Annotated in this window: 19 protein-coding genes; 8 read left to right on the plus strand and 11 right to left on the minus strand. The window is 66.9% G+C overall.

The features are described from left to right. Positions 1-140: 140 nt before the first annotated feature. From B2R83_RS07135 to B2R83_RS07145, 3 genes are all read right to left on the minus strand, one after another. A complete protein-coding gene (locus B2R83_RS07135) occupies positions 141-989 on the minus strand; it encodes a fumarylacetoacetate hydrolase family protein (protein ID WP_036212949.1) in 849 nt (282 codons plus the stop codon). 81 nt (positions 990-1,070) lie between these two features. Next, positions 1,071-1,430, minus strand: coding sequence for a c-type cytochrome (locus B2R83_RS07140; RefSeq protein WP_292039623.1), 360 nt, complete (start codon positions 1,428-1,430; stop codon positions 1,071-1,073). Then, a complete protein-coding gene (locus tag B2R83_RS07145; RefSeq protein ID WP_292039625.1) occupies positions 1,427-1,993 on the minus strand; it encodes a c-type cytochrome in 567 nt (188 codons plus the stop codon). The genes B2R83_RS07140 and B2R83_RS07145 overlap by 4 nt, the downstream gene beginning before the upstream one ends. Positions 1,994-2,153: 160 nt before the next feature. Here B2R83_RS07145 and B2R83_RS07150 point away from each other — a divergent pair, with 160 nt between their 5' ends. The 4 genes from B2R83_RS07150 to B2R83_RS07165 are packed head-to-tail and all read left to right on the plus strand — an operon-like array spanning position 2,154 to position 6,276. After that, positions 2,154-2,486 (plus strand): c-type cytochrome, encoded by a 333-nt coding sequence (locus B2R83_RS07150; protein WP_292039627.1) that lies wholly within the window; start codon positions 2,154-2,156, stop codon positions 2,484-2,486. 5 nt (positions 2,487-2,491) lie between these two features. Beyond that, positions 2,492-3,421, plus strand: coding sequence for a cytochrome c oxidase subunit II (gene coxB, locus B2R83_RS07155; RefSeq protein WP_292039629.1), 930 nt, complete (start codon positions 2,492-2,494; stop codon positions 3,419-3,421). Then, positions 3,418-5,943: a cytochrome c oxidase subunit I gene (gene ctaD, locus B2R83_RS07160; protein ID WP_292039631.1), complete on the plus strand. Its 2,526-nt coding sequence runs from the start codon at positions 3,418-3,420 to the stop codon at positions 5,941-5,943. The genes coxB and ctaD overlap by 4 nt, the downstream gene beginning before the upstream one ends. A 3-nt stretch (positions 5,944-5,946) precedes the next feature. Next, positions 5,947-6,276 carry a hypothetical protein gene (locus B2R83_RS07165; RefSeq protein ID WP_292039634.1) on the plus strand — a complete coding sequence of 110 codons (330 nt, stop codon included), beginning with the start codon at positions 5,947-5,949 and terminating at the stop codon, positions 6,274-6,276. Here the strand turns inward: B2R83_RS07165 and B2R83_RS07170 are convergent, their stop codons facing one another. The 4 genes from B2R83_RS07170 to B2R83_RS07185 form a co-directional block, all read right to left on the minus strand. Beyond that, positions 6,277-7,593 (minus strand): PQQ-dependent sugar dehydrogenase, encoded by a 1,317-nt coding sequence (locus B2R83_RS07170; protein WP_292039636.1) that lies wholly within the window; start codon positions 7,591-7,593, stop codon positions 6,277-6,279. 82 nt (positions 7,594-7,675) lie between these two features. Next, positions 7,676-8,959: an MFS transporter gene (locus B2R83_RS07175; protein ID WP_292039638.1), complete on the minus strand. Its 1,284-nt coding sequence runs from the start codon at positions 8,957-8,959 to the stop codon at positions 7,676-7,678. Positions 8,960-9,001: 42 nt separating this feature from the next. Further along, a complete protein-coding gene (locus B2R83_RS07180; protein ID WP_292039639.1) occupies positions 9,002-10,399 on the minus strand; it encodes a KamA family radical SAM protein in 1,398 nt (465 codons plus the stop codon). A 210-nt stretch (positions 10,400-10,609) separates the two neighbouring features. After that, on the minus strand, positions 10,610-12,574 hold the full coding sequence (locus B2R83_RS07185) for an acyltransferase family protein (protein WP_292039641.1): 1,965 nt from the start codon (positions 12,572-12,574) through the stop codon (positions 10,610-10,612). 265 nt (positions 12,575-12,839) lie between these two features. Between B2R83_RS07185 and B2R83_RS07190 the strand changes: the two genes are divergently transcribed. Together B2R83_RS07190 and B2R83_RS07195 are read left to right on the plus strand one after the other, a co-directional pair. Continuing rightward, complete coding sequence (locus B2R83_RS07190; RefSeq protein WP_027865534.1) at positions 12,840-13,295, plus strand: cache domain-containing protein; 456 nt, start codon at positions 12,840-12,842, stop codon at positions 13,293-13,295. A 36-nt stretch (positions 13,296-13,331) separates the two neighbouring features. Then, complete coding sequence (locus tag B2R83_RS07195; RefSeq protein WP_292039645.1) at positions 13,332-15,062, plus strand: methyl-accepting chemotaxis protein; 1,731 nt, start codon at positions 13,332-13,334, stop codon at positions 15,060-15,062. Positions 15,063-15,066: 4 nt separating this feature from the next. Here the strand turns inward: B2R83_RS07195 and B2R83_RS07200 are convergent, their stop codons facing one another. Further along, the gene (locus tag B2R83_RS07200; protein WP_292039646.1) at positions 15,067-15,636 is read right to left on the minus strand and encodes a DNA-3-methyladenine glycosylase; all 570 of its coding nucleotides are present in this window, start codon (positions 15,634-15,636) and stop codon (positions 15,067-15,069) included. Between the two features lie 165 nt (positions 15,637-15,801). Here B2R83_RS07200 and B2R83_RS07205 point away from each other — a divergent pair, with 165 nt between their 5' ends. Both B2R83_RS07205 and B2R83_RS07210 read left to right on the plus strand, forming a co-directional pair. Continuing rightward, a complete protein-coding gene (locus B2R83_RS07205) occupies positions 15,802-16,659 on the plus strand; it encodes an HDOD domain-containing protein (protein ID WP_036212969.1) in 858 nt (285 codons plus the stop codon). A 65-nt stretch (positions 16,660-16,724) separates the two neighbouring features. Beyond that, positions 16,725-17,900, plus strand: coding sequence for a tetratricopeptide repeat protein (locus B2R83_RS07210; protein ID WP_292039650.1), 1,176 nt, complete (start codon positions 16,725-16,727; stop codon positions 17,898-17,900). A gap of 16 nt (positions 17,901-17,916) precedes the next feature. On the opposite strand, the gene B2R83_RS07215 is transcribed toward B2R83_RS07210, so the two are convergent. From B2R83_RS07215 to B2R83_RS07225, 3 genes are all read right to left on the minus strand, one after another. Further along, entirely contained in the window at positions 17,917-18,450 is a 534-nt protein-coding gene (locus B2R83_RS07215; protein ID WP_292039651.1) for a DNA-deoxyinosine glycosylase, read from the minus strand. Between the two features lie 90 nt (positions 18,451-18,540). Continuing rightward, positions 18,541-20,031, minus strand: coding sequence for an efflux transporter outer membrane subunit (locus B2R83_RS07220; protein ID WP_292039654.1), 1,491 nt, complete (start codon positions 20,029-20,031; stop codon positions 18,541-18,543). A gap of 1 nt (position 20,032) precedes the next feature. Then, entirely contained in the window at positions 20,033-23,224 is a 3,192-nt protein-coding gene (locus B2R83_RS07225) for an efflux RND transporter permease subunit (protein WP_292039656.1), read from the minus strand. Between the last annotated feature and the right edge of the window lie 2 nt (positions 23,225-23,226).

The raw sequence follows: 23,226 nt of genomic DNA on the forward strand, positions 1-23,226 counted from the left end.
ACGAACTTGGATCCCGGCCTGCGCCGGGATGACGGTTTTCAGGCCTGCGGCTTTAACGGATTCCGATTCCAGCGAACTGGAACAACGTCGTCCCGGCGCAGGCCGGGACCCAAGTTTGCTAGCGCGCCACTACCGTCATCTTACTTAGGAAACGCCACCACTTCCTGCTGCTGTTCCCCCAGGCCGGCGATGCCGAGCCTCAGCTTGTCACCCTTCTTCAGGAAGCGCTGCGGCGAACGCCCCATGCCCACACCCGGCGGCGTGCCGGTGGTGATGATGTCGCCCGGTTCCAGCGTCATGAAGCGCGACACGTAGCTGACGATCTGCGCCACCGTGAAGATCATGTTCGCGGTGTTCCCGGTCTGCATGCGCTTGCCGTTCAGCTCCAGGTAGAGATCCAGGTCCTGTACGTCGTAGATTTCGTCGCGCGTCACCAGGAAGGGGCCGACCGGACCGAAGGTGTCGCAGCCCTTGCCCTTGTCCCACTGCGAGCCCATCTCGAACTGGAAGGCGCGCTCGGACACGTCGTTGACCACGCAGTAACCGGCCACGTACTTGAGCGCCTCGTCTTCGCTGACGTACTGCGCGCGGGTGCCGATCACCACGCCCAGTTCGACTTCCCAGTCGGTCTTCTTCGAGCCCTTCGGCAGCTGGACCGGATCGTCCGGGCCGGACAGGCTGCTGATCGCCTTGGTGAAGAAGATCGGCTCCTTCGGCACCTCGGCGCCAGTTTCCGCCGCATGGTCGGCATAGTTCATGCCGATCCCGATGAACTTGCCGACGCCCTTGACCGGCACGCCCAGGCGCGGATTGCCGCGCACCAGCGGCAGCGTCTTCCACTCAAGCTTCGCCAGCTTGCGCAGCGCCTTGTCCGAGAGTTGCGACGCGTCGATGTCGTCGATGATCCCGGACAGGTCGCGCAGGCGGCCCTCTTCGTCGAACAGGCCCGGCTTTTCCTTGCCCGGGCGGCCATAGCGCACCAATCTCATTCTTGTCTTCCTTGTATATCAAACGCCGAACACGCCCAGCATGGGCCAGCGGGCGATGATACCAAGGATCGGACAGCCAGGTTATTGGCTCAGCAGATATGCGCTGATATCGAGCGCATCGCGTTCGCTCACGCCCATGTTCGGCATGGCGGTATTCGGGTCGATCGATTGCGGATCGCGGATCCAGCGCACCAGGCCGGCCTGGTCGTTCGGCACCGCCCCCGCCAGCACCTTGCGCTCGGCCATGCCTTCGAGCGGCCGGCCGACATAGACCTTCGAGCCGGGTACGCCGGGGATCAGGTGGCAGGACTGGCAGGCGTACTGCGTCACGGCGATCTTGCCGCGTTCCGGGTCGCCCTGCACGCCGACCGGCGGCCGCTTGGGCGAGCAGGCGGCCAGGCTGGCCAGCGCCAGCACCGCCGCGATGCGCAGCAAGCTCATTTCGCTCCTCCCTGCGCCAGCGCCGGCGCATCCGGCTGCGCCGTCCTGGCGCGGAAATCCTGGGCGCTCATCGCCGGCATGGCCCTCACGAAGGCCACTACCGCCCAGATCTCGTTCTCGCCCAGGTGGTATTCCCAGGCCGGCATGCCGCTCATCTTGATGCCGTTCTTCGTGATCCAGTACAGCTCGCGCGCTTCCCAGTGCTGGGTGGCGTCCACCAGCGGCCCCGGAATCGGCTGCATGCTCATGCCGATGGTGGACTGGGCCACGCCCGGGCCGCCGTGGCATTGCAGGCACTTGTCGCGGTAGACCGCGGCGCCGAGGCGCAACTGCTGCTCGCCCCCGAGGCGCGGCACCTGCACGTCGCGTGCGTGGTGGCGCACCGAGTTCGCCATGCCCTTTTCCAGCACCGTGTACACGTAGGGGAAATGCTGGGCGGTGGCGCCGATGTTGTACCAGCCGCCATACAGGACCGCGAGGCCGGCCGCACCCGCGATGGCACCCGCCGCGAGCAGCGTCAATACAGCGGTCTTCACGATCAGCCGTTGGCGGTTGGAGAGCATGTCGGGGTGCGTCCGATTGGATTCGTTAAAAAAAATGCATTATTGTTTGTGTATTATAAAAGCCACTTCACAATGTCGAATTTCAAACGTGCGCCCCCGTCTTTACCGTGATTCTCTCCGCACCGCCACACAGGCCGCATTGACACTGGCTTGTGCCGTATTGCTCGTCGGGTGCAAGGACGACGCACGCTCGGCCGTCCCCGGCGGCGACGTGCAGCTTGGATTGCGGCTGGTCACCCAGTACCAGTGCGGCGCCTGCCACGTGATCCCGGGCGTGCAGGGCGCGGACGGCAAGTCGGAAGGCGCCGGCCCTTCGCTCGAATACATCGGCCGCCTGAGCTACATCGCCGGCGGCATCCCCAACCAGCCCGCCAACATGGTGCAATGGCTGCGCGTGCCGCATGCCGTCAAACCCGGCACCGAAATGCCGCCCATGGGCCTGACGGAACAGGAGGCGCGCCACATGGCCGCCTTCCTGTACACCCTGAGGTGAGCGCCATGACCGGAACCCTGCACTCGGTCCTGCAGCCGGCCGGCTGGGACGCCGCCATCATCAGCCAGTTCGCCTGGGTCATGTTCGGCGCCGGCGCCCTGATCTTCCTCGCCGTGATGGCGCTGCTGTTCCTCAGCTTGCGGCGCCGCGAACGGCCGGCGCGCGCGCTGCTGTGGATCGGGGGCGGCGGCATCGCCTTTCCGGTCGTGGTGCTCACCGCGCTCCTGGGGTGGAGCACCTGGCGCAGCGCGCAACTGGCGCCGCAGACTTCGCGCGATGCGCTCACCATCTCGGTCACCGCCAAGATGTGGTGGTGGGAAGTGCGCTACCACGACCCGGCGAGCGGACGCGAGATCGTCACCGCCAACGAGATCCACATCCCGGTCGGCCGCAATGTCTACCTCGGCCTGAATTCGGCCGACGTGATCCACAGCCTGTGGGTGCCCTCGCTGGCCGGCAAGCGCGACATGGTCCCGGGCCGCGTCACCGGCCTGACCCTGCGCGCCGACAAGCCGGGCATCTACCGCGGCCAGTGCGCCGAATACTGCGGCGCCCAGCATGCGAAGATGGCGCTGCACGTGGTGGCCCTGGCGCCGCAGGAATTCGAGGCCTGGCTGGCGCGCCAGGCGCAGCCTGCCCTGCCCGCGGACAACGCGATCCTCGAACGCGGCCGCGCCGCCTTCCTGGAACAACGCTGCCAGGCCTGCCACACGATCCGCGGCGTGGCCGAAGGGTCGCGCCTGGGCCCGGACCTGACCCACGTCGGCAGCCGCATGCACATCGGCGCGGGCACCCTGCGCAATCACCGTGACACGCTGGACGGCTGGATCGCCGACCCGCAAGCCGCCAAGCCCGGCGTCTTCATGCCCGGCTCGCAAGACCTCGACCGCGACGCGCTGCGCGCGCTGGCCACCTACCTCGAGCACCTGAAATGACGCAGCCGCTGCCCACGCATTTGCCTAATTCATTGCCCCGCCCGGACGGCGAATTCGAGCGCCTGAAGGAAGTCTGGCGCACGCCCACCGGCTGGCGCTTCTTCACCTCGGTGAACAACACCAGCATCGGCCTGCTCTACATCGGCACCGCCCTGCTGTTCTTCGTCCTGGCCGGCATCCTGGCCCTGGTCATGCGGGTGCAGCTGGCGGTGCCCGACAACACCCTGCTCAGCCCCGACACCTACAACCAGGTCTTCACCATGCACGGCACGGTGATGATGTTCCTGTTCGCGATCCCGATCGTCGAGGCATTGGCCGTCTACCTGCTGCCCAACATGCTGGGCGCGCGCGACCTGCCCTTCCCGCGCCTGTCCGCCTATGCCTACTGGGCCTATGCCTTCGGCGGCCTGGCCTTCTTCTGCACCATCTTCGTCGGCCTGGCGCCGGACGGCGGCTGGTTCATGTACCCGCCCTATACCGGCAACACCTATTCGCCGGGCCTGAACGCCGACTTCTGGCTGCTGGGGATCGGCTTCATCGAGATCTCGGCGATCGCCGGCGCGATCGAGCTGATCGTCGGCATCCTGTTCACGCGCGCGCCGGGCATGACGCTGCGCCGCATGCCGGTGTACGCCTGGGCCATGCTGGTGGTGGCGGTGATGATCGTGTTCGCCTTCCCGGCGGTGATCGCCGGCACCGCCCTGCTGGAACTGGAGCGCGCCTTCGACTGGCCCTTCTTCATCGCCGAGCGCGGCGGCGACCCGATCCTGTGGCAGCACCTGTTCTGGTTCTTCGGCCACCCCGAGGTCTACATCATCTTCCTGCCGGCCGCCGGCATGGTCTCGACCATGATCCCGACCATCGCCGGCACCCCGCTGGTGGGGCGGCGCGCCATCATCGTGGCCCTGGTCGGCGTCGGCTTCTTCAGCTTCGGGCTGTGGGCTCACCACATGTTCACCGCCGGCCTGGGCGTGCTGGAGATGAGCTTTATCTCGGCCGCCAGCATGGCGGTGGCGATCCCGACCGGCATCCAGGTATTCGCCTGGATCGCCACCTTGTGGAACGGACGCGTGCGCATGACGTCTCCGGCGCTGTTCCTGATGGGCTTCATGTTCATCTTCGTGCTGGGCGGCCTGACCGGGGTGATGGTGGCCGTGATCCCGTTCGACTGGCAGGCCCACGACACTTACTTCATCGTCGCCCACCTGCACTACGTCCTGATCGGCGGCATGGTGTTCCCGGTGTTCGCCGGGATGTATTACTGGCTGCCGCTGGTCAAGGGCCAGCCCCTGTCCGAGAAGCTGGGGCGCTGGGTGTTCTGGATGATGTTCGGCGGCTTCAACCTGGCCTTCTTCCCGATGCACATCACGGGCCTGTACGGCATGCCGCGCCGGGTCTACACCTATGATGCGCACCTCGGCTGGAACCTGCTGAACATGCTGTCCACGGTCGGCGCCTTCATCTTCGCCTTCGGCGTGCTGCTGTTCATCGTCGACGCCGTGCGCGCGCTGCGCCGGCCGGAAAAGGAAGTGGGCAATCCGTGGAATGCGCCGACCCTCGAATGGCTGCCGTCGGAATCCTACGGCAACCGCAGCATCCCACGCATCCACTCGACCAATCCGCTGTGGGACCAGCCGACCCTGCCGGAAGAGGTCGAGCGCGGCCAGCACTACCTGCCCGGCACCGCCACCGGCCTGCGCGAAACCATCGCCACCAGCCCGGTCAAGGCCGAGCCGCGCTACCTGATGGTGCTGCCGACCGACAGCTGGCTGCCGGTCATCGCCGCCCTCGGCACGGCCGGCTTCTTCCTGCTGCTGACGGTCAAGGCGATCCTGCCGGCCTTTATCTTCGGCTTGATGGCGGTGGGCGGCACCATCGCCTGGCTGTGGGAATCGGACCGCAAGCCGCCGATCGACCAGGCACGCGTCGCGGAAGACCTGGTGCTGCCGGTGAATGCGAAGACCACGGCCTCGCAGTCGTGGTGGGGCACGATGGTGATGCTGATCGTCGACGCCTGCATCTTCGCGTCCTTCGGCTACGCCTACGTCCACGTGTCGATGCGCCTGCAAGTCTGCCCGCCGCCCGGCGCCGCCCTGCCGGAACTGTCGTCGCAGCTGGTCTCGGCCGGCCTTTTGGTGGCTAGTTCGGTGCTGATGCTGCTGGCCGTGCGCGCGCTCGGCAAGCGCCGCCTGCCCTGGCTGGTGCTGCTGGCGCTGGGCTGCACCACGGCTTCCTTCCTGCTCGATCTGCGCGGCCACCAGTTCGCCGGCCTCGACCCGACGGCCAGCGCCTGGGGCGCCGCGATCGGCGGGCTGCTCGGCTACCAGGGCCTGCACGTGGTGGTGCTGGCGATCGCGGGTCCCTACCTGGTTCTCCGGTCCTGGCGCGGTCACCTGGGCGAGCGCAGCCGCGCGACGCTCGACAACGTCGCCCTGCTCTGGCACTACACGACGCTGCAGGGCCTGGCCGGCATGGCGCTGGTGCATGGCCTGCCGGCGCTGATGCCGTGGCTGATGGAGTAGACCATGCAAGACCACTTCTTCCGGCAACTGATGCGCGGCACCCTGCCCCTGCTGGTATGGGCGGCGCACTTCACCTTCTGCTACCTGCTGGCGGCGGCGCAGTGCACGCCGGCGGTAATGCGCACGGGCGGGCCGGACCGCTTGCTGCTGGGGAGCGCGACCGTGGCGGCGCTGGCCATCTGCCTGTGGCTGGCCTGGCGCGAGCGCGGCATCCTGCGCAACGCCACGGAAGCGGCGCTGCTCGACTGGGCGGCGGCGCTGGGCGCCGTGCTGGCCTTCGTGGGGATACTGTGGACCGGGATGCCGATCCTGCTGGTGAGCGGGTGCGCCTGATTACCGAGCGGCGGGCGTCACGCGCCAGACCACGTTGCCGACATCGTCCGCCACCAGGATCGCACCCTTCCCGTCCACCGCGACGCCGACCGGACGCCCCTGCGCCTCGCCGTCCTTGTTGAGAAAGCCGCTGAGCAGCTCGACCGGTTTCCCGGCCGGCTTGCCTTCCCTGAACGGCACATACACCACGTTGTAGCCCGACAGCGGCTTGCGGTTCCAGGAACCGTGCTGGCCGATGATGGCGCCGTTGGTGAACTGGGGCAGCAGCGCGCCGGTATAGAAGGCCAGCCCCAGCGCCGCCACGTGGGCGCCCAGCGCATAGTCCGGCACGATCGCCCTGGCCACCAGGTCGGGGCGCTGCGGCTTGACGCGTTCGTCCACGTGCCTGCCATACCAGCTGTAGGGCCAGCCGTAGAAGCCGCCCTCCTTCACCGAGGTCAGGTAGTCCGGCACCAGGTCGCTGCCGATCTCGTCGCGTTCGTTCACCACCGTCCACAGCACGCCGGTTTCAGGATTCCAGGCCAGGCCGTTCGGGTTGCGCAGGCCGGCGGCGAAGAGGCGGGTCTTGCCGGTGGCGATGTCCACTTCGAGGATCGCGGCGCGGTCGACCTCCTGGTCGATGCCGTTTTCGGCCACGTTGCTGTTCGAACCCGTGGTGGCGTACAGCTTGTGCCCGTCCTGGCTGGCGATGATGTTCTTGGTCCAGTGATGGTTCAGCGGCCCGCCCGGCAGCGGCGCTACCGGTTGTGCTGGGGCGGTGATCGCGGTATCGCCCGCGCGGTAGGGGAAGCGCACGATGCCGTCGGTGTTCGCCACGTACAGCGTGTCGCCGACCAGCGCCATGCCGAAGGGCGAGTTCAGGCCCTTCAGGAACTCGGTCTTCAGTTCCGCCACGCCGTCGCCGTCGGCATCGCGCAGCAGCGTGATGCGGTTCGCGCTGGGCACGCCCGCGCCCGCCCTTTCCATCACCTTTTTCTGGACGTAAGCCTTGATGCCCTTCTTGGCCGGCTGTTGCGGCGCATTGCTCTCGGCGACCAGCACGTCGCCATTGGGCAGCACGTGGAGCCAGCGCGGATGGTCGAGGCCGGAAGCGTAGGCCTGCACCGCCAGCCCCGCTGCCGCGAGCGGCTTGCCGCCCGGTGGCCAGCCCCTGGCGGGGGCGATGTCCACGGTCGGGATCAGGGAGCGGACCGGCGACACCAGGGTCGGATGCGAGCCGACGTCGGCGCCGGGAGACAGCGTGGAGCGGTCGCCGCAGGCGGCCAGCAGCAGGAGCATGGCGCCGCTGGACAGGCGAAGCAGGAAGTGGTCGCGCATGGTGTTCTCTCGGTGGGGGCGGACAGCACGATACTAGCCAATCCGGCCATATCGCGCCATCCTTTCCAGCGAGAGAAGCGGTTCAGGTGGGAACCGGCTGGACCTCCTCGACATCCTCGGCCACCGCCGCGCTCTGGCGCCGGCGCCGCCGCACGAATCCGACCAGGCCCGGCAACTGCACCAGCACCAGCACGGCAAAGGCCATGCGGTAGGCCATGGCGGGAGTCTGGCCGGCGTCGTCGAGGGGCCACAGCCCGACCAGCAGGCCGAAGCCCGCCTGCACCACGAAGGCGCCGATGAAGATCAGGAGGTTCAGGCAGGTCGCCGCGCGTCCGGTCAGCTCGCGCGGCATCGACTGCGCGATGATGGCGTACTCGATTCCCGTAATGGTCCCGACCAGCGTGAACAGCACCGACAGCAGCTGGAAGCTCGGCTTGTAGTTGAGCACGAAGGCAGCCTGCACCAGCAGGAAGACGGCGATGCCGGCGGCGGCGACGTCCAGCGGGGCGATGCCGCGCCGGCCGGCCCACTCGGTGATCATGCCCACCCCGATGGCGCCGAAGATCACCGACGCCATCCCCATGTAGAGCAGGTAGGCGACCGCGTCGTCGGGAAAGCGCGCGACGTCCGACAGCCAGCGTCCGATCCACAGCCCCTGGATGCCGAAGAACACCGCATGCGGGATCAGGACCAGCGAGGCCGTGTTGCGGAACACCGGCGCCCGGAACACCTCGCGCAGCGCCTGCCCCAGCGGTCCGCGCTTGGGCTGCGGTCCCTTGTCACGGGGGTACACGAGCGCGATCAGCAGGCCGGAACATGCGGTCAGCCCGGCCAGGATGGCGAACAGGCCGCGCCAGTCGGTATAGTCGAGCACCAGCCGCACCGGCATGGTCGCGCTGGCGGCGCCCAGCCCCCCCACTGCGATCAGGTAGCCGTGCACCGAAGGCAGCTTGCTCGGGGTGATCCAGGTGGACACCGCCTTCACCGCCGCCATGAAGCAGCCGCCCAGGCCCAGGCCCATCACGGCGCGCGCCACCAGCAGCTGCCCGAAGCCGGTGCCGCGCGCGAACAGCAGCGCGCCGAGCGCGCCGACCAGCATCATCGACAGCTGTACCCTGCGCGGCCCCCAGCGGTCGAGGGCGATCCCGACCGGCAGCTGGACCAGCGCGAAGGCGAAGAAGAAGGCGCTGGTGAGCAGCCCCAGCTCGCCCGGGGTGAGCGCGAGCGCCCCCATCAGGTCGGGGGCCAGCACCGCGTTCACGTTGCGCAGCAGCGTCGACAGATAGTGTCCCAGCGCGAACGGCAGGAACACGTAGAAAAAAACCGCCACGCCGGTCAGGCGTGGCGCGGTGGCGGTATCCTGCATGGGCCAGGTCCCGGTCGGGGTCGGGTGGATGCGCGTCCGGAGTCAGGCCGCGTCCTGGGTAGCGCCGCCACGCGGCTGGCCCGCCGGCACCAGCGGGATGACACGCCCGCCGGGTCCGCGCAGCGGGCCTTCGCTCTCCTGTTCGAAGAAGAACTTGTCGCGCCCGAAGGCCGGCTTGAGGTGGTCGAGCCAGGTGGCTTCCGGATCGTACTTGGCGAAGAAGGGACGGCGCACCCATTCCGGATTGCGGGCCTGCAGGAACTGCAGCGCGAACAGTTTCTCGCCATTGATCGTGACCACGCCGTCGATCACTACCTTGCCCGGGAAGGCGCTCATCGAGGGACCGCGCACGGTGCGCGACAGGCCCGACACCATCGAGTAGGCCTCCTGGAAAATCTGGTGCGCGCGCGCCAGCGGCAGCGAGAAGTAGTCGCGCGGGCCGGTGTCGCGCTCGACGAACATGTAGTACGGAATGGCGCCCAGGCGCACGCCGGTGGTCCACAGCTCGGCCCAGCTCTTCGGGTCTTCGTTGATGTGGCGGATCAGGGGCCCCTGCATGCGCAGCGTGGCGCCGGTGCCGACGATGCGCTTGACCGCCTGCTGGGCAATCGGGTGGCGCAGCTCGACCGCATGGTTGTAGTGGCCCATGATCGCGAGGTTCTTGCCCGACCTGACCACCTTCTCGAACAGGCGCATCAGGTCGTCGCTGTCCTTGTCCGACACGAAGCGCTGCGGCCAGTAGGCCACCGACTTGGTGCCGATGCGGATGTTCTGGATGTGGGCCAGGTTCGGTTCGAGCAGCGGCTCGAGGAACTCGGCCAGCGAACGCGTGTTCATGATCATCGGGTCGCCGCCGGTTATCAGGACGTCGGTGACGTCTTTATGCGTCTCGAGGTAGGACACCAGCTCCTTGCATTCGCGCGCATCGAACTTCATGTCGTCCATGCCGACGAACTGCGGCCAGCGGAAGCAGAAGGTGCAGTAGGCGTGGCAGGTCTGGCCCGAGCTCGGGAAGAACAGCACGGTTTCCTTGTACTTGTGCTGCAGGCCCTTGAGCGGCGCGTCGTTGACGCGTGGGACGTTGTGCGTCATCTGGCCGGCCGGGTGCGGGTTCATGCGCATGCGGATGCCGTGCACCAGCTTGGCGGTGGCCGCCTCGTCCTTCTTGTACAGCACCAGGTCGCGCAGTTGTTCGTATTCGCTGGCGGGCAGCATGTCGCGGTGCGGGAAGGTGAGCCGGTAGATCGGATCGTCCGGCACCTTGTCCCAGTCGATCAGCTCCTCCAGCACGTAGGCGTTCACGCGGAACGGCAACACATGGGACACCACCTGCACGGCTTCCTGCAGCTCCGGCGTCAGCCATTGCCATTGGCGTGCCGTGTGGATCGTCTGGCGGGTATAGGGCTTGAACTTGGAGGGCGTCGATTCGGTCGTGATCACGGAAATTCTCCAGGAAACGAGGGATGAATTAGTCGGCGTGGGTAAAACGTTGCCGGTAAGAATTCATCTTACGTTGCGGAAAGCCTCCAGAAATTGCCGCCAATCAATCAGACTGTTCCTACGGTGGGGGTTAAAACAAGAGAGAGGCAAAACGGGACAAATACTGGGCAGGACGGCCCGGAGCGCATTCTCCGGGCCGTCCGTGCAGGCTTATTTCGGCGCTTGCCGGCGCATCCATTCGGCGAAGTGCCTGCCCACCAGCAGGTCGCCGTCATAGCTCAGGTGGTTGGTGTCGCGGTACATCAGGCGTCCGTCGATCATGGCGTGGCAGCTGCTGTCGTCGCACAAGGCCGTGGACGAATCGAACCAGGCCATCTGCGGGAACTCGCGGGCGAAGGCGCCCAGGACCTCGCGGTGCTGCACCACCTGCTGCTCCCATTCGGCGCGCGTGATCGCGCAGGGCACGCGGGTGGCCGACGAGGCCACGCCGGCGCGCTTGATGCAGGAACGCGGATCGAAGCTGATGATGGGCACGTCGTTCATGAAGATCACCTGCTTGCCGGCCGCGGTGAAGCGGCGGAAGGTCTCGCGCGCCGCATCCACCCACATGCGGTGCTCGGGCGCGCTGCCGAAGCGCAGGTGGGTCGAGAACACGACGGTCTTCACCGAAGGCATGCCGAGGGCCAGTTCCAGCATCGGCTGGGTCGCCTGCTGGTAGGGATCGCCCTGCGGGTCCAGGCCCCAGTATGGATGGCGGGTGCCCAGCATCAGGAGGTTCTCGCCGACGCTGCTGTAGTACTTCGTCAGGCCGGCCACCACGTGGTAGGCATGGCTGTCGCCCACCAGCACCACGGTCGGGTCCCTGGCGGCGTCGGCCTGCAGGCAGTACTCGTAGGTCGAGTCGAAACCGTAGCGCTTCTTGCAGGCCTCGGCATTGGCCTTGTCCTCGACCAGCACCAGCGCCTTCTGGTTGGCCAGGTTGTCCTGGACCGGCTTGCGCGTCGGCAGGCCGTCGTTCAGGTAGATATAGCTTCCGGCGGCGGCGCAGGCAAGCATCAGTGCGCTCAGCGCCGCGACCTTGCCGCGCCCGCTGCCGCCGCGCAGCGGGCGTTCCACCACGCGGTAGGTCAGCCAGGCCAGCAGGACGGCCAGCAGCACCGCCCCGGCGCGGATGGCCGGCGCCGGGGTGCGCGATTCGACGATCTGGGCAAAGGACAGCAGCGGCCAGTGCCACAGGTAGAGCGGATAGCTCACCAGCCCGATCCAGACCATGATGCGGTTCGACAGCAGCACGCGGTTGAGCCAGGCCTGCGGCCCGGCGCCGATGAGCAGGAGCGCGCCGAGTGCGGGCAGCAGCGCGCGCCAGCCGGGGAAGGGGTCTTCCCGCGTAATCAGGGCCAGGCCCGCGGCCAGCAGGGCGGCGCCAAGCCAGGAGAGCAGGTTCGGCGCCACGGCAAGGCGCGAAGCGGCGGCGCCGGGGCGCGCATGCAGGCAGGCCAGGCCGGCCCCCAGCAGCAGCTCCCAGGCGCGGCTGGCCGGGGAATAGAAGGTGGCGGTCGGGTGATCGGCGATGCCGCCCAGGTTGACGGCGAACGAGGCCAGCGCCAGCACGGCGGCCACCGCCAGCAGGTTCATGCGCAGCCGCCACCCAAGCAGGAGGACGACCGGCCACAGGATATAGAACTGCTCCTCGATGCCGAGCGACCACAGGTGCAGCAGCGGCTTGGTGTCGGCCGCGGTGTCGAAGTAGCCGACCTGGGCCCAGTAGAAGAAGTTGGCCGCGAAGCCGGCGCCGCCGACCACGTGCTTGCCGAGCTGCTGGTATTCGTCAGGGAACAGGGCCAGCCAGCCGAAGGCCAGGCAGGAACCGAGCACCAGCACCAGCGCCGGGAAGATGCGCCGCACGCGGCGCGCGTAGAAGCCAGCGAAGCTGAAACTGCCCGCCTCCAGCTCGCGCAGCAGGATGCTGGTGATCAGGAAGCCGGAGATGACGAAGAAGATGTCGACGCCGATGAAACCGCCCCGCAGCACCGCCGGGAAGGCATGGAACAGCACCACCGACAGCACGGCGACGGCGCGCAGGCCATCGATGTCACGGCGGTAGGCCAGGTGCCCCGGTGCGTCGGCTGGTTTTCCCAGCGGGTCCCCGATCGGAATCTGTGTCTCTCGCTTCATGCCGGCTCATCAATAAAAGCTGACGATTCTACATGAGCTGTTTACATCGCAACAACGAACTCTGCCTCAAAACAACATCAGGATTGATTTGCATGCAGGGTGGATGACAGAAGCTGCTCAGCATCCACTGACACGAATGCGCAACGTTCCTACCCCGTCTCCGCGTTGCGATTGCGCGATCGCAATTCCTGCTCATCCCAGCCCGGTACATTTGCCAATGCACTTTAGCAATATTGATCCCAGAACATTCACTCAAGGAGTCAACATGAAACTGTTCGCCACCACCGCCGCCCTGTGCCTGGCCATCGCCGCCACCCCTGCCCTTGCCAATGGCCCGACCGAAAAGGACGCCATCGCGATGGTCGAACGCGGCGTTGCCCTGGTCAAGGCCAAGGGCAAGGACGAGATGATGAAGAAGATCAACGCGAAGGATGCGGAATACGTCCAGGGCGAGCTCTACATGGACATCCGCGACCTGAAGACCGGCATCGTGCTGGCCCACCCCTATAACCCCTCGATCGTCGGCAAGGACCTGACCGACGTGCCGGATGCGAACGGCAAGAAGTACCGCCGCGAGATCATCGAACTGGCCGCTGCCAAGGGCAAGGGCTGGGTCGACTACCAGTACAAGAATCCGACCAGCGGCAAGATCGAGCCGAAGACGACCTTCATCCAGCGCGTCGACGACGTGGTGCTGGAAGTCGGCATCTACAAGAAGTAAAGCGCCCCGCCCTTTCGTCCACGCCCGGAGTCAAGCATGCTGAACAAACTGAGGATCGGCCCGAAACTCCTGCTGGCCCCGGGCCTGGTGCTGGTGCTGCTGACGATGCTGTCGGCAGCCGCCTATTACGGCATGGTGCGCCAGAACGCCTCGCTCGAGCACATGGTGCAGGTGCGCGCCGCGCGGCTGCAGGCCGTGGCCGACGTGGCGGGCGAAGCGCGCTTCGCGCATGCCAACATCTACCAGCTGCTGGCCTGGGTGAACGGCAGCTTCGCGAAGAACCGCCTGGACGCCCTGACCGCCGACATCCACAAGAAGCATGCCGCGATTGCAGCCAGGCTGGGCGAACTGTCGAAGGGCGCCGCACCGGGCGAGCGCACGCCGATCGAGAGCGCGCTGGCAGGGCTGGCGAGCTACCGCAAGATGGTGGCCGAGACCATCGAGCTGGCCCAGGTCGACCAGTCGATCGCCACCAACTCGATGCAGAAGGCCGAGAAGCAGTTCGTCGCCCTCGACAGCGGCCTGCAGAACCTGGCGGCGCTGGAAAAGAAGCTGAGCGTGGAAGCGCACGCCGCCGCCAAGGCCGAGTTCCGCACCCTCGGCATGACCATGGCGGGCATGGTGCTGCTGTCGATCGCTTTGTCCCTGATGGTGACGATGCTGGTGCGGCGCGCCATGCTGGCCGATATCCATTCCATCGCCACGGTGGTGAACGACCTGGCCGAGGGCCGCCTGCGTCCGTCCGGCACGCCCGGCGCCGGGCGCGACGAGATCGCCGACACCTCGCGCGCGCTCGACCACTCGATCTCGCGCCTGAACGGCGCCCTGAACAGCATATTGCACTCGGTGCGCTCGATCGACACCGCTTCGAAGGAAATCGCCACCGGCAACCTGGACCTGTCGACCCGCACCGAGCTGCAGGCCGGCTCGCTCGAACAGACCGCCAGCACCATGGAAGAACTGACCACGGCAGTGAAGGAAAACGCCAACAACGCGCGCCTGGCGTCGGATCTTGCGGCCGAGGCGGCGCAGCTGGCCTCGAACGGCGGCCAGGCGGTGGGCCGCGCGGTGGCGACCATGGAATCGATCCAGGCCAGCTCGCGCAAGATCGTCGAGATCACCAGCGTCATCGACGGCATCTCGTTCCAGACAAACCTGCTGGCCCTGAACGCCGCGGTGGAAGCGGCGCGCGCCGGCGAGCAGGGGCGCGGCTTCGCGGTGGTGGCGGCCGAAGTGCGCACGCTGGCCCAGCGCTCGGCGGCGGCGGCGCGCGAGATCAAGGGCCTGATCGCCGATTCGGTGAAGAGCATCGAGGACGGCAGCGCTTCGGTGAGCGAGGCCGGCGCCAGCATGGGCGACATCGTCGCCTCGGTGCGCCAGGTGAACGACATCATCGGCCGCATCAGCATCGCCAGCACCGAGCAGGCCGACGGCATCGCCGAAGTGAACAAGGCGGTCGGCCAGATGGACGGCATGACCCAGCAGAACGCGGCCCTGGTCGAACAGGCCGCGGCCGCGGCCGAAAGCCTGCACGAGCAGACCGTCAACCTGGCCAAGGCGGTGTCGATCTTCAAGTTCGAGGGTGACGACGGTGCGGACATCGCCGCGGTGCAGTCCGAGGACGAGGCGATCGCGGAAGAGGAAGGCGACGAAGGCTTCCACGGCCTGCACGAGCGCCGTTCTCCCGGCAGCGCGATGCGCGGACGTGCGGTGGCGGCGCTGCCTGCCGCGACCACCAAGGGAACGCAGCGCCGGCGCAGCGCCTGACGGCTTAGCGGAAGGGCCGGCTAACGAAGCGTGAACCCGCCAGCCCGAAACGCCAGGGCACGTCCATCGCCTTGGAGATCCCGATGCGCGGTCCGGTCACGACCTCCAGGCCTGGCGGCGCGGGCAGGATCTCGAACGGCGGCTGCGATATGGCCATGCCGTTGAGGGCGCGGGTCACGCCCAGGGCTTGGCACAGCTTGCCTGGGCCGGAGCACAGCAGCCACTCATCAATCGCATCGCGGCGCACGCGCATCTGGTCCAGGCCGGCGAGCGGCTCCAGCGCGCGGATCAGGACCCCGGCGCCGTGGCCCGCTTCGCGGCACACGAAATTCAGGCACCAATGGATTCCGTAAGAACGATAGACATAGGCATGGGCAGGCGGCCCGAACATCGAGGCATTGCGCTCGGTAGGACCGGAAAAGGCGTGCGAGGCCGGGTCTTCGCGGTCATAGGCTTCGGTCTCGACGATCCGTCCGCCGACGCCATCCACCAGCACCGTCACGCCGATCAGCTGGCGCGCGACGATCTCCGCGGGCTGGGAAAAATCGATACCTGCTATTGTCGAAATGGCCATGGCGGGATTCTAACCCGGCCTGTCCAGGGGTGTCGCTTTGGTTAAATTGACACAAAATATGATTTTAATGATAAGCATTTTGCATTGCTTTGCTGCAATAAAATAAGTGCTGGGGTATAGTGGCACGGTTGGTCGCTTCCCTTCCGCACTTCCTCCTGTCCGCCCATGAATACCCTCGCCGATCCCGTTCCGCACCTCGACCAGGTCGATGCCCTGATCAAATCGATCCGCATCCCACCCCGGCCGAGCCTGCTTGCCGACATGCAGCGCGAACTGGCATCGGAAGACCCGTCGCCGGAGGCGATCGGCAAGATTGTGGCGAGCGACGTCGGCATGTCCGGTGCGCTGCTCAAGCTGGCCAATTCGGCGATCTACGGCGGCCGGCGCAAGGCCAAGTCGATCGAGCAGGCGATCCTGTTCCTGGGCATTAACCAGGTGGCGGCCCTGATGACCGGCCTGCTGGCGCGCCAGGCGATTCCCGCCAACAGCGCCGCGCTGGCCAGCTTCTGGGATATCAGTACCCGGCGCGCCCAGGCGATGGTGTTCCTGTCGCGCCGCCTGCGCATCGGGGAGGCGGACGTGGCCCACACCTTCGGCCTGTTCTGCGACACCGGCGTGCCGCTGCTGATGGAGCGCTTCCCGGACTACGCCGCGACCTATGCCGCCGCCTCGCTGGAAACGCAGCGCGCATTCACCGTGCTCGAGGACGAGCGCCATAGCACCAATCACGCGGCGCTCGGCTGCTTGCTGGCGCGCAACTGGGGTCTGTCGGGCGACGTCGGCTGGGCCATCCTGCACCACCATGATTTCGCCGTGCTCGACGACGCTGCGAGCGCCGCCGCGGTGCGCTCGCTGGTCGCCCTGTCGGTGCTGGCGGAGAGCGCGATCTGCCGCTACCAGGGCCATGCCGAATCGCTCGAATGGAACAAGGGCGGCGCCGCCGCCTGCGCCTACCTCGGGCTGTCGGACGAGGAAACCGCCGAGCTGCTGGACGAGCTGGTGGAAGCCTTCCACGAGCAGTAGATACATATCTTTACATCACTCCTGTACAGGCGGATACTTCCTGTAAGTACACCCGGGAGTGAGTCATGAAGTTCCTCGCCATCCTGCTGTCGCTGTCCCTTTCCCTGCTGGCGGGCTGTGCCAGCGTGCAGCCCCCGAGCGCGCCCCTCCCTCCCTTCGCCGACGCACGCTTTGCGCCACCAAGCGAGCCGGTCGGCGCCAACGACCTGTTCACCCTCAGTCCGGCGATGCTGTCCTACCTGAACAGCCCGGCTTTCAACAGGTACCTGCGCCAGAGCGGCTCGCGCCGCGGCCTGGTCGAAGCGCTGTACAGCAAGACCGACCTGAAACTCGAATACGAATCCTCGAAGACCCGCACTGCCGCGGAAACCTACGCGGACCGCTCCGGCAACTGCCTGTCGCTCGTGATCATGACGGCGGCCTTCGCCAAGGAACTGCGCATGCCGGTGCGCTTTCGCAGCGTCGACGTCGGCAATGACTGGAGCCGCAAGGCGGACCTGTACCTGGGCAGCGCCCACGTCAACGTCGCGGTCGGCGAACCGGTCGATAGCGGCTTTCGCGGCAATGGCCTGAACGAATTCCTGGTGGTCGACTTCATCCCGCAGGAGGAAGCCGAACGCCTGCGCGCACGCGAACTGGACGAAGACGACATCGTCGCGCTCTACATGAACAACCGCGCGGCCGAGATGCTGGTGCAGGACCGTATCGACGACGCCTACTGGTGGGCGCGCGCCGCGGTGGACAAGCGCCCTGGCCTGATCGCGGCGCTCAACACCCTGGCCGTGATCTACAACCGGCACGGCGATCTGGCGATGGCCGAACAGACCTACCGCGCGGCCTTGCTGCGCGAGCCGGAGAACGTGATGGTCATGCGCAACCTGCAGCCGGTGCTGGCCACGCTGGGCAAGCACGCCGAGGCCCAGGTGCTGGCGCAGCGCATCGCCAGCATCGAGCCCTTCCCGCCCTATTACCACTTCGACCAGGGCATGCTGGCGCTACGCGCGGGCGACTTCGACAAGGCGCGGCGCCTGTTCGAACGTGAGCTCAAGCGCGCCCCCTACAACGACGAGTTCCTGTTCTGGCTAGGCGTGACCCACCTGCGCCTGGGCGACGTCCAGCATGCGCGCGAGCAGATCGCCAAGGCGGTCGACAACAGCACGCGGCAGGAGATGCGGCAGTTGTATTCGGCCAAGCTGGCGATGCTTCGGAGGGTGAGTGCGACCGGGACGCATATCCGTTGAGCGGCCAGCGATAAATTTAGAACAACGGCGACTGCGCCGGCAGCGCTGTGTTCCCTTCCAACTCGGCGAGTCTACGCCACACCTCCAGCTTCTGCTCGAACGTCATCGCCATGTGCGCCGGTGAACTCGACGGCAGCACGACGGTACGGTAACCGGCGGCGGCAAACTGCGGCGCGAACTTGCCCGACACCTGGCCATTGAAGCCGACCGTCTCCAGCTCCGGACAGAGCGCCCGCAAGCGTTCGAAATCGTTAGCGGCCGGGTTGCGGATCGCGGAATCGAGGCTGCCTTCCCGTTCGCAGCCGGCCAGCACGTCCCACAGGCCGAAGCGGTGCGCCAGCAGGCGCGGCAAGCGCTCTTCATACGGCAGGCTTGCCAGGTCCTCCTTGAGCACCGCCGAGATCAGGGGCCAGAACTGGTTCCTTGGATGAGCGTAGTAGCGCCCTGCGGCCAGCGAGGCGGCGCCGGGAAAGCTGCCGAGGACGAGCACGCGGGTGTCCGGCGCGAGTACAGGCGCAAGGCCAGTCAAGGAGGGAGTTCGATTCACCATGCTCCGATTGTAGCCGGACGAAAAAAAGCGGCGAGCACTCACGTACCCGCCGCAAAGGGCAAACCGTCGGGAGACGAAACGACGGCAGGACTACTTCATGGCGACGGCATTGCCATCGACGCGGGCGGCATCCCAGCCGCCGCCCAGGGAACGAATCAGGGCCACCGTCGTCACCGCCCGGTTGCCGCGCAGCTGGACGGCCGTGCGTTCGACCGCCGCCAGGTTGCGCTGCGCATCGAGCAGCTCGAGGTAGCTGGAACGGCCTGCGTCGTACAGCTTCTGCGCCAGGTCGGCCGAGCGGCGCGCCGACAGCAGCGCCGCATCGATCTGCTCGGACTGGCCGGCCAGGATGCGCAGGCCGGCCAGGTTGTCCTCGACCTCGGCAAAGGCGGTCAGCACGCTCTGGCGGTAAGTCCCCACCGACTCTTCCAACACCGCTTCGCTGCGTTCGACGTTGGCGCGGTTACGGCCGCCGTCGATGATCGGCATCGACGTGAGCAGGCCCAGCACCCACGATCGGCTGCTCCACTTGAACACTTCCGACATGGCGCCGCCAACGCCTCCTCCGGCCGCGCTGATGGTGAGCGCCGGGAACATCGCGCCGCGCGCCACGCCGATGCGGGCGTTCGAGGCTTCCATCGCGCGCTGGGCGGCATTGATATCGGGACGGCGTTCCAGCAGCGAGGACGGCAGGCCGGCCGGTATCGCGGGCAGCGCGGTGGCGCCAAGTAGCGGGCTCTTGCCGGCGACGTAGTGCGATGCCGGCTTGCCCAGCAGGACCGCCAGCGCGTGCTCGGCGGTGGCGCGCTGGCGCTGCAGGCCGATCGCCTCGGCGCGCGCCGTCGCCAGTTCGGTGCGGGCCCGCGACAGGTCGAATTCGCCGATGTCGCCCAGGTCGAAGCGGCGCTGCGTCACCTTCACGCTTTCCTCACGCAGGCGCACGGTCTGCGCCACCGTGTCCAGTTCGGCATCCAGCGCGCGCAGGCGGAAGTAGGTCTGCGCCACGTCCGCCTGCAGCGCCAGCAGCACCGAGCGGTAATTGGCTTCCGAGGTCGCCGCATCGCTGCGCGCCGCCGACACACCGGCCGCCACGCGGCCGAACAGGTCGACCTCGTAGCTGGCGGTGAGGTTCGCCGTGTAGCTCGTCACCGGTTGGGTCGGCGTGCCTTGCGGCAGGCCGCTTTCCAGCGCCGACGGGCGGGCGCGCTGGGCGCCGATGCCGACGCCGACCTGCGGCACCCTATCCGCTTGCGCGATACCGGCGATCGCCCTCGCCTGCTTGACGCGGCTTGCCGCCACCGCCAGGTTGGCGTTGTTGGTGCCGGCTTCCTCGATCAGGGAGGTCAACGCCGGATCCTTGAAGGCCAGCCACCACTGGCCGCGTGGCTGCTGCTCGGCAGGCTGGGCGGGTTTCCAGCGCGAGCCTTCAATGCCTTCCACTTCGACGGCGCTCGGCACTTGCGATTCACGGAACGCGGTCGGCGTCTCGATGGCCGGCTGCCTGAATTCCGGGGTGGCGCAGGCGGTCAGCAGCAGGGCTGCCAGCAGCGGGGCCACGCCCCTTGCAATCATGCTTTTCATCTCAATGCACTCCTTCCAGGTCCAGGACCGGGGTTTTGGCTGGCGCCACCGGCGCTTTTTTCTCGAAGCGTTTGGCCAGCGTGCGCAGCAGGACGTAGAACACCGGCGTCAGGAACAGGCCGAAGAAAGTCACGCCCAGCATGCCGGCGAACACCGCCACACCCATCGCATGGCGCATCTCGGCACCGGCGCCGCTCGAGAACACCAGCGGCACCACGCCCATGATGAAGGCGATCGAGGTCATCAGGATCGGACGCAGGCGCAGGCGCGAAGCTTCCAGCGCGGCGTCCACGATGCTGCGGCCATGGTCTTCCAGTTCGCGGGCGAACTCCACGATCAGGATCGCGTTCTTCGAGGCCAATCCCACCAGCACGAACAGGGCGATCTGGGTGAAGATGTTGTTGTCGCCGCCGGAAAGCTTGACGCCCACCAGCGCGCACAGGATCGACATCGGCACGATCAGGATCACCGCCAGCGGCAGGGTCCAGCTTTCGTACTGGGCGGCCAGCACCAGGAACACCAGCAGCACGCACAGCGGGAAGACGTAGACCATGGTGTTACCGGCCAGTTCTTCCTGGTAGGTCAGCTCGGTCCACTCGTAGGCGATCCCCTTCGGCAGCGTTTCCTTGGCCAGCTGCTCCATGATGGCCTGGGCCTGGCCCGAGGACACGCCCGGCGCCGGACCGCCGTTGATGTCGGCCGCCACGTAGTTGTTGTAGCGCTGGACGCGGTCCGGGCCGTAGCTGTCCTTCAGCTGCATCAGGGACGACAGCGGGATCATCTCGCCCTTGTCGTTACGCACCTTCAGCTGGGCGATCTGCTCCGGCTGCGAGCGGAACTGCGCATCGGCCTGCACCCGCACCTGGTAGGTGCGGCCGAACTGGTTGAAGTCGTTCACGTACAGCGAGCCCAGGTTCACCTGCAGGGTCTGGTAGATGGTCGACAGCGGCACGCCGAGCTGCTTGGCCTTGACGCGGTCGACGTCCGCGAACAGCTGCGGCACGTTGATCTGGTAGCTCGAGAACACGCCTGCCAGTTCCGGCGTGCCCCAGGCCTTGGCCTGCAGCGCCTGCGTGGCCTTGTACAGTTCGTCGTGGCCGAGGTTGCCGCGGTCTTCCAGCATCAGCTTGAAGCCGCCGATGGTGCCCAGGCCGTTCACCGGAGGCGGCGGCAGCACCATCACGAAGGCATCCTGTACGCTGCCCATGCGCTTGTTGATTTCAAAGGCGATGGCTTCGGCCGACTGCTCCGGCTTGCCCTTGCGCTCGCTGAACGGCTTCAGCCCCGTGAACACGATGCCGGCGTTCGGCGCATTGGTGAATCCGTTGATCGACAGGCCCGGGAAGGCGATCGAGGATTCCACGCCCGGGATTTCCTTGGCGATGGCCGACATCTTGCGGATCACTTCATCGGTGCGGTCCAGCGAGGCGGCGTCCGGGAGCTGGGCGAAACCGATCAGGTAGCCCTTGTCCTGGGCCGGCACGAAGCCCGGCGGCACGACCTTGAACATGAACACCGCAGCAATACCCAGCGCCAGGTAGACGCCCAGCGTCGCGGCTTTACGGCGCAGGACGGTCTTCACGCCGCCTTCGTAGCTGTGCGAGGCACGGCCGAAGAAGCGGTTGAAGGCGGCGAAGAAGCGGCCCAGCACCTTGTCCATGACGCGGGTCAGGCGATCCTTCGGCGCATTGTGGGCTTTCAAGAGCGCGGCCGACATGGCCGGCGCCAGCGTCAAGGAAACGAAGGCCGAGATCACGGTCGAGATGGCGATGGTCAGGGCGAACTGGCGGTAGAACTGGCCGGTCAGGCCGGAGACGAAAGCGATCGGCACGAACACGGCGCACAGCACCAGGGCGATGGCGATGATCGGGCCCGACACTTCCTTCATGGCCTGGATGGTCGCGTCATGCGGCGACAGGCCGTTGCCGATATTGCGCTCGACGTTTTCCACCACCACGATGGCGTCGTCGACCACGATACCGATGGCCAGCACCAGCCCGAACAGCGACAGCGTGTTGATCGAGAAGCCGAACATCAGCATCACGGCAAAGGTGCCGACCACCGACACCGGCACCGCCAGCAGCGGGATGATCGAGGCGCGCCAGGTCTGCAGGAACACGATCACGACCAGGGCCACCAGCACCACGGCTTCGAGCAGGGTCTTGATCACCGAGTCGATCGACTCGCGCACGAACTGGGTCGGGTCATACACGATGCTGTACTCGACGCCTTCCGGGAAGTCCTTCGAAAGCGCTTCCATCGTGGCACGCACATCCTGGGACAGCTGCAGCGCATTGGCATTCGGCGCCTCGAAGATCGGGATCGCCACCGCCGACTTGTTGTTCAACAGAGAGCGCAGCGCGTAGGAGCTGGAACCCATCTCGAGGCGCGCCACATCCTTCAGGCGCGTGACCGCGCCGTCCTCGCCGGCCTTGACCACGATGTCGCCGAATTCCTCGGCGCTCGACAGGCGGCCCTGGGTGTTGACGGTCAGCTGGAAGTCCGCATCCTTGCTCGGCCCCTGGCCCACCACGCCGGCCGCGACCTGCACGTTCTGCTCGCGGATGCTGGCCACCACGTCGCCGGCGGTCAGGTTGCGCGCCGCGACTTTCTGCGGGTCGAGCCAGACGCGCATGGCGTAGTCGCCCGAGCCGAACAGCTGGACTTCGCCCATGCCGTTCAGGCGCGCCAGCTGGTCCTTGATGTTCAGCACCGCGTAGTTGCGCAGGTACAGGTCGTCGTAGCGGCCGTCCGGCGAGTTCAGGTGCACCACCATGGTCAGGTTGGGCGAACTCTTCACCGTGGTGACGCCGATCTGGCGCACCTCCTCGGGCAGGCGCGGCAGCGCGCGCTGCACCCGGTTCTGCACCTGGCTCTCGGCGCGGTCGATGTCGGTGCCGATCGCGAAGGTCAGGGTCAGGGCCAGGGCGCCGTCCGAGGTGTTCTGGGAGCTCATGTAGAGCATGTCCTCGATGCCGTTGATCTGCTCTTCCAGCGGCGCGGCCACGGTTTCGGCGATCACCTTCGGGTTCGCGCCCGGATACTGGGCGCGCACCACCACCGACGGCGGCACCACCTCGGGATACTCGGACACGGGCAGCTGGAAGATCGAAATCAGGCCGCCCACGAAGACGATCACCGACAGCACGACCGCGAAGATCGGCTTGTCGACGAAGAAGCGGGAGAAGTTCATGG

The organism is Massilia sp. UBA6681 (assembly GCF_002454935.1).
Lineage (GTDB): Bacteria > Pseudomonadota > Gammaproteobacteria > Burkholderiales > Burkholderiaceae_D > Telluria > Telluria varians.

What these genes read in the sequence shown, in the direction of transcription:
- B2R83_RS07170 (WP_292039636.1), bottom strand. Translation starts at nt 7,593, where the DNA reads ATGCGCGACCACTTCCTGCTTCGCCTGTCCAGCGGCGCCATGCTCCTG.
- B2R83_RS07185 (WP_292039641.1), bottom strand. Translation starts at nt 12,574, where the DNA reads ATGAAGCGAGAGACACAGATTCCGATCGGGGACCCGCTGGGAAAACCA.
- B2R83_RS07140 (WP_292039623.1), bottom strand. Translation starts at nt 1,430, where the DNA reads ATGAGCTTGCTGCGCATCGCGGCGGTGCTGGCGCTGGCCAGCCTGGCC.
- B2R83_RS07195 (WP_292039645.1), top strand. Translation starts at nt 13,332, where the DNA reads ATGCTGAACAAACTGAGGATCGGCCCGAAACTCCTGCTGGCCCCGGGC.
- B2R83_RS07145 (WP_292039625.1), bottom strand. Translation starts at nt 1,993, where the DNA reads ATGCTCTCCAACCGCCAACGGCTGATCGTGAAGACCGCTGTATTGACG.
- B2R83_RS07225 (WP_292039656.1), bottom strand. Translation starts at nt 23,224, where the DNA reads ATGAACTTCTCCCGCTTCTTCGTCGACAAGCCGATCTTCGCGGTCGTG.
- B2R83_RS07210 (WP_292039650.1), top strand. Translation starts at nt 16,725, where the DNA reads ATGAAGTTCCTCGCCATCCTGCTGTCGCTGTCCCTTTCCCTGCTGGCG.
- ctaD (WP_292039631.1), top strand. Translation starts at nt 3,418, where the DNA reads ATGACGCAGCCGCTGCCCACGCATTTGCCTAATTCATTGCCCCGCCCG.
- B2R83_RS07215 (WP_292039651.1), bottom strand. Translation starts at nt 18,450, where the DNA reads ATGGTGAATCGAACTCCCTCCTTGACTGGCCTTGCGCCTGTACTCGCG.
- B2R83_RS07190 (WP_027865534.1), top strand. Translation starts at nt 12,840, where the DNA reads ATGAAACTGTTCGCCACCACCGCCGCCCTGTGCCTGGCCATCGCCGCC.
- B2R83_RS07135 (WP_036212949.1), bottom strand. Translation starts at nt 989, where the DNA reads ATGAGATTGGTGCGCTATGGCCGCCCGGGCAAGGAAAAGCCGGGCCTG.
- B2R83_RS07200 (WP_292039646.1), bottom strand. Translation starts at nt 15,636, where the DNA reads ATGGCCATTTCGACAATAGCAGGTATCGATTTTTCCCAGCCCGCGGAG.
- B2R83_RS07165 (WP_292039634.1), top strand. Translation starts at nt 5,947, where the DNA reads ATGCAAGACCACTTCTTCCGGCAACTGATGCGCGGCACCCTGCCCCTG.
- B2R83_RS07220 (WP_292039654.1), bottom strand. Translation starts at nt 20,031, where the DNA reads ATGAAAAGCATGATTGCAAGGGGCGTGGCCCCGCTGCTGGCAGCCCTG.
- coxB (WP_292039629.1), top strand. Translation starts at nt 2,492, where the DNA reads ATGACCGGAACCCTGCACTCGGTCCTGCAGCCGGCCGGCTGGGACGCC.
- B2R83_RS07205 (WP_036212969.1), top strand. Translation starts at nt 15,802, where the DNA reads ATGAATACCCTCGCCGATCCCGTTCCGCACCTCGACCAGGTCGATGCC.
- B2R83_RS07175 (WP_292039638.1), bottom strand. Translation starts at nt 8,959, where the DNA reads ATGCAGGATACCGCCACCGCGCCACGCCTGACCGGCGTGGCGGTTTTT.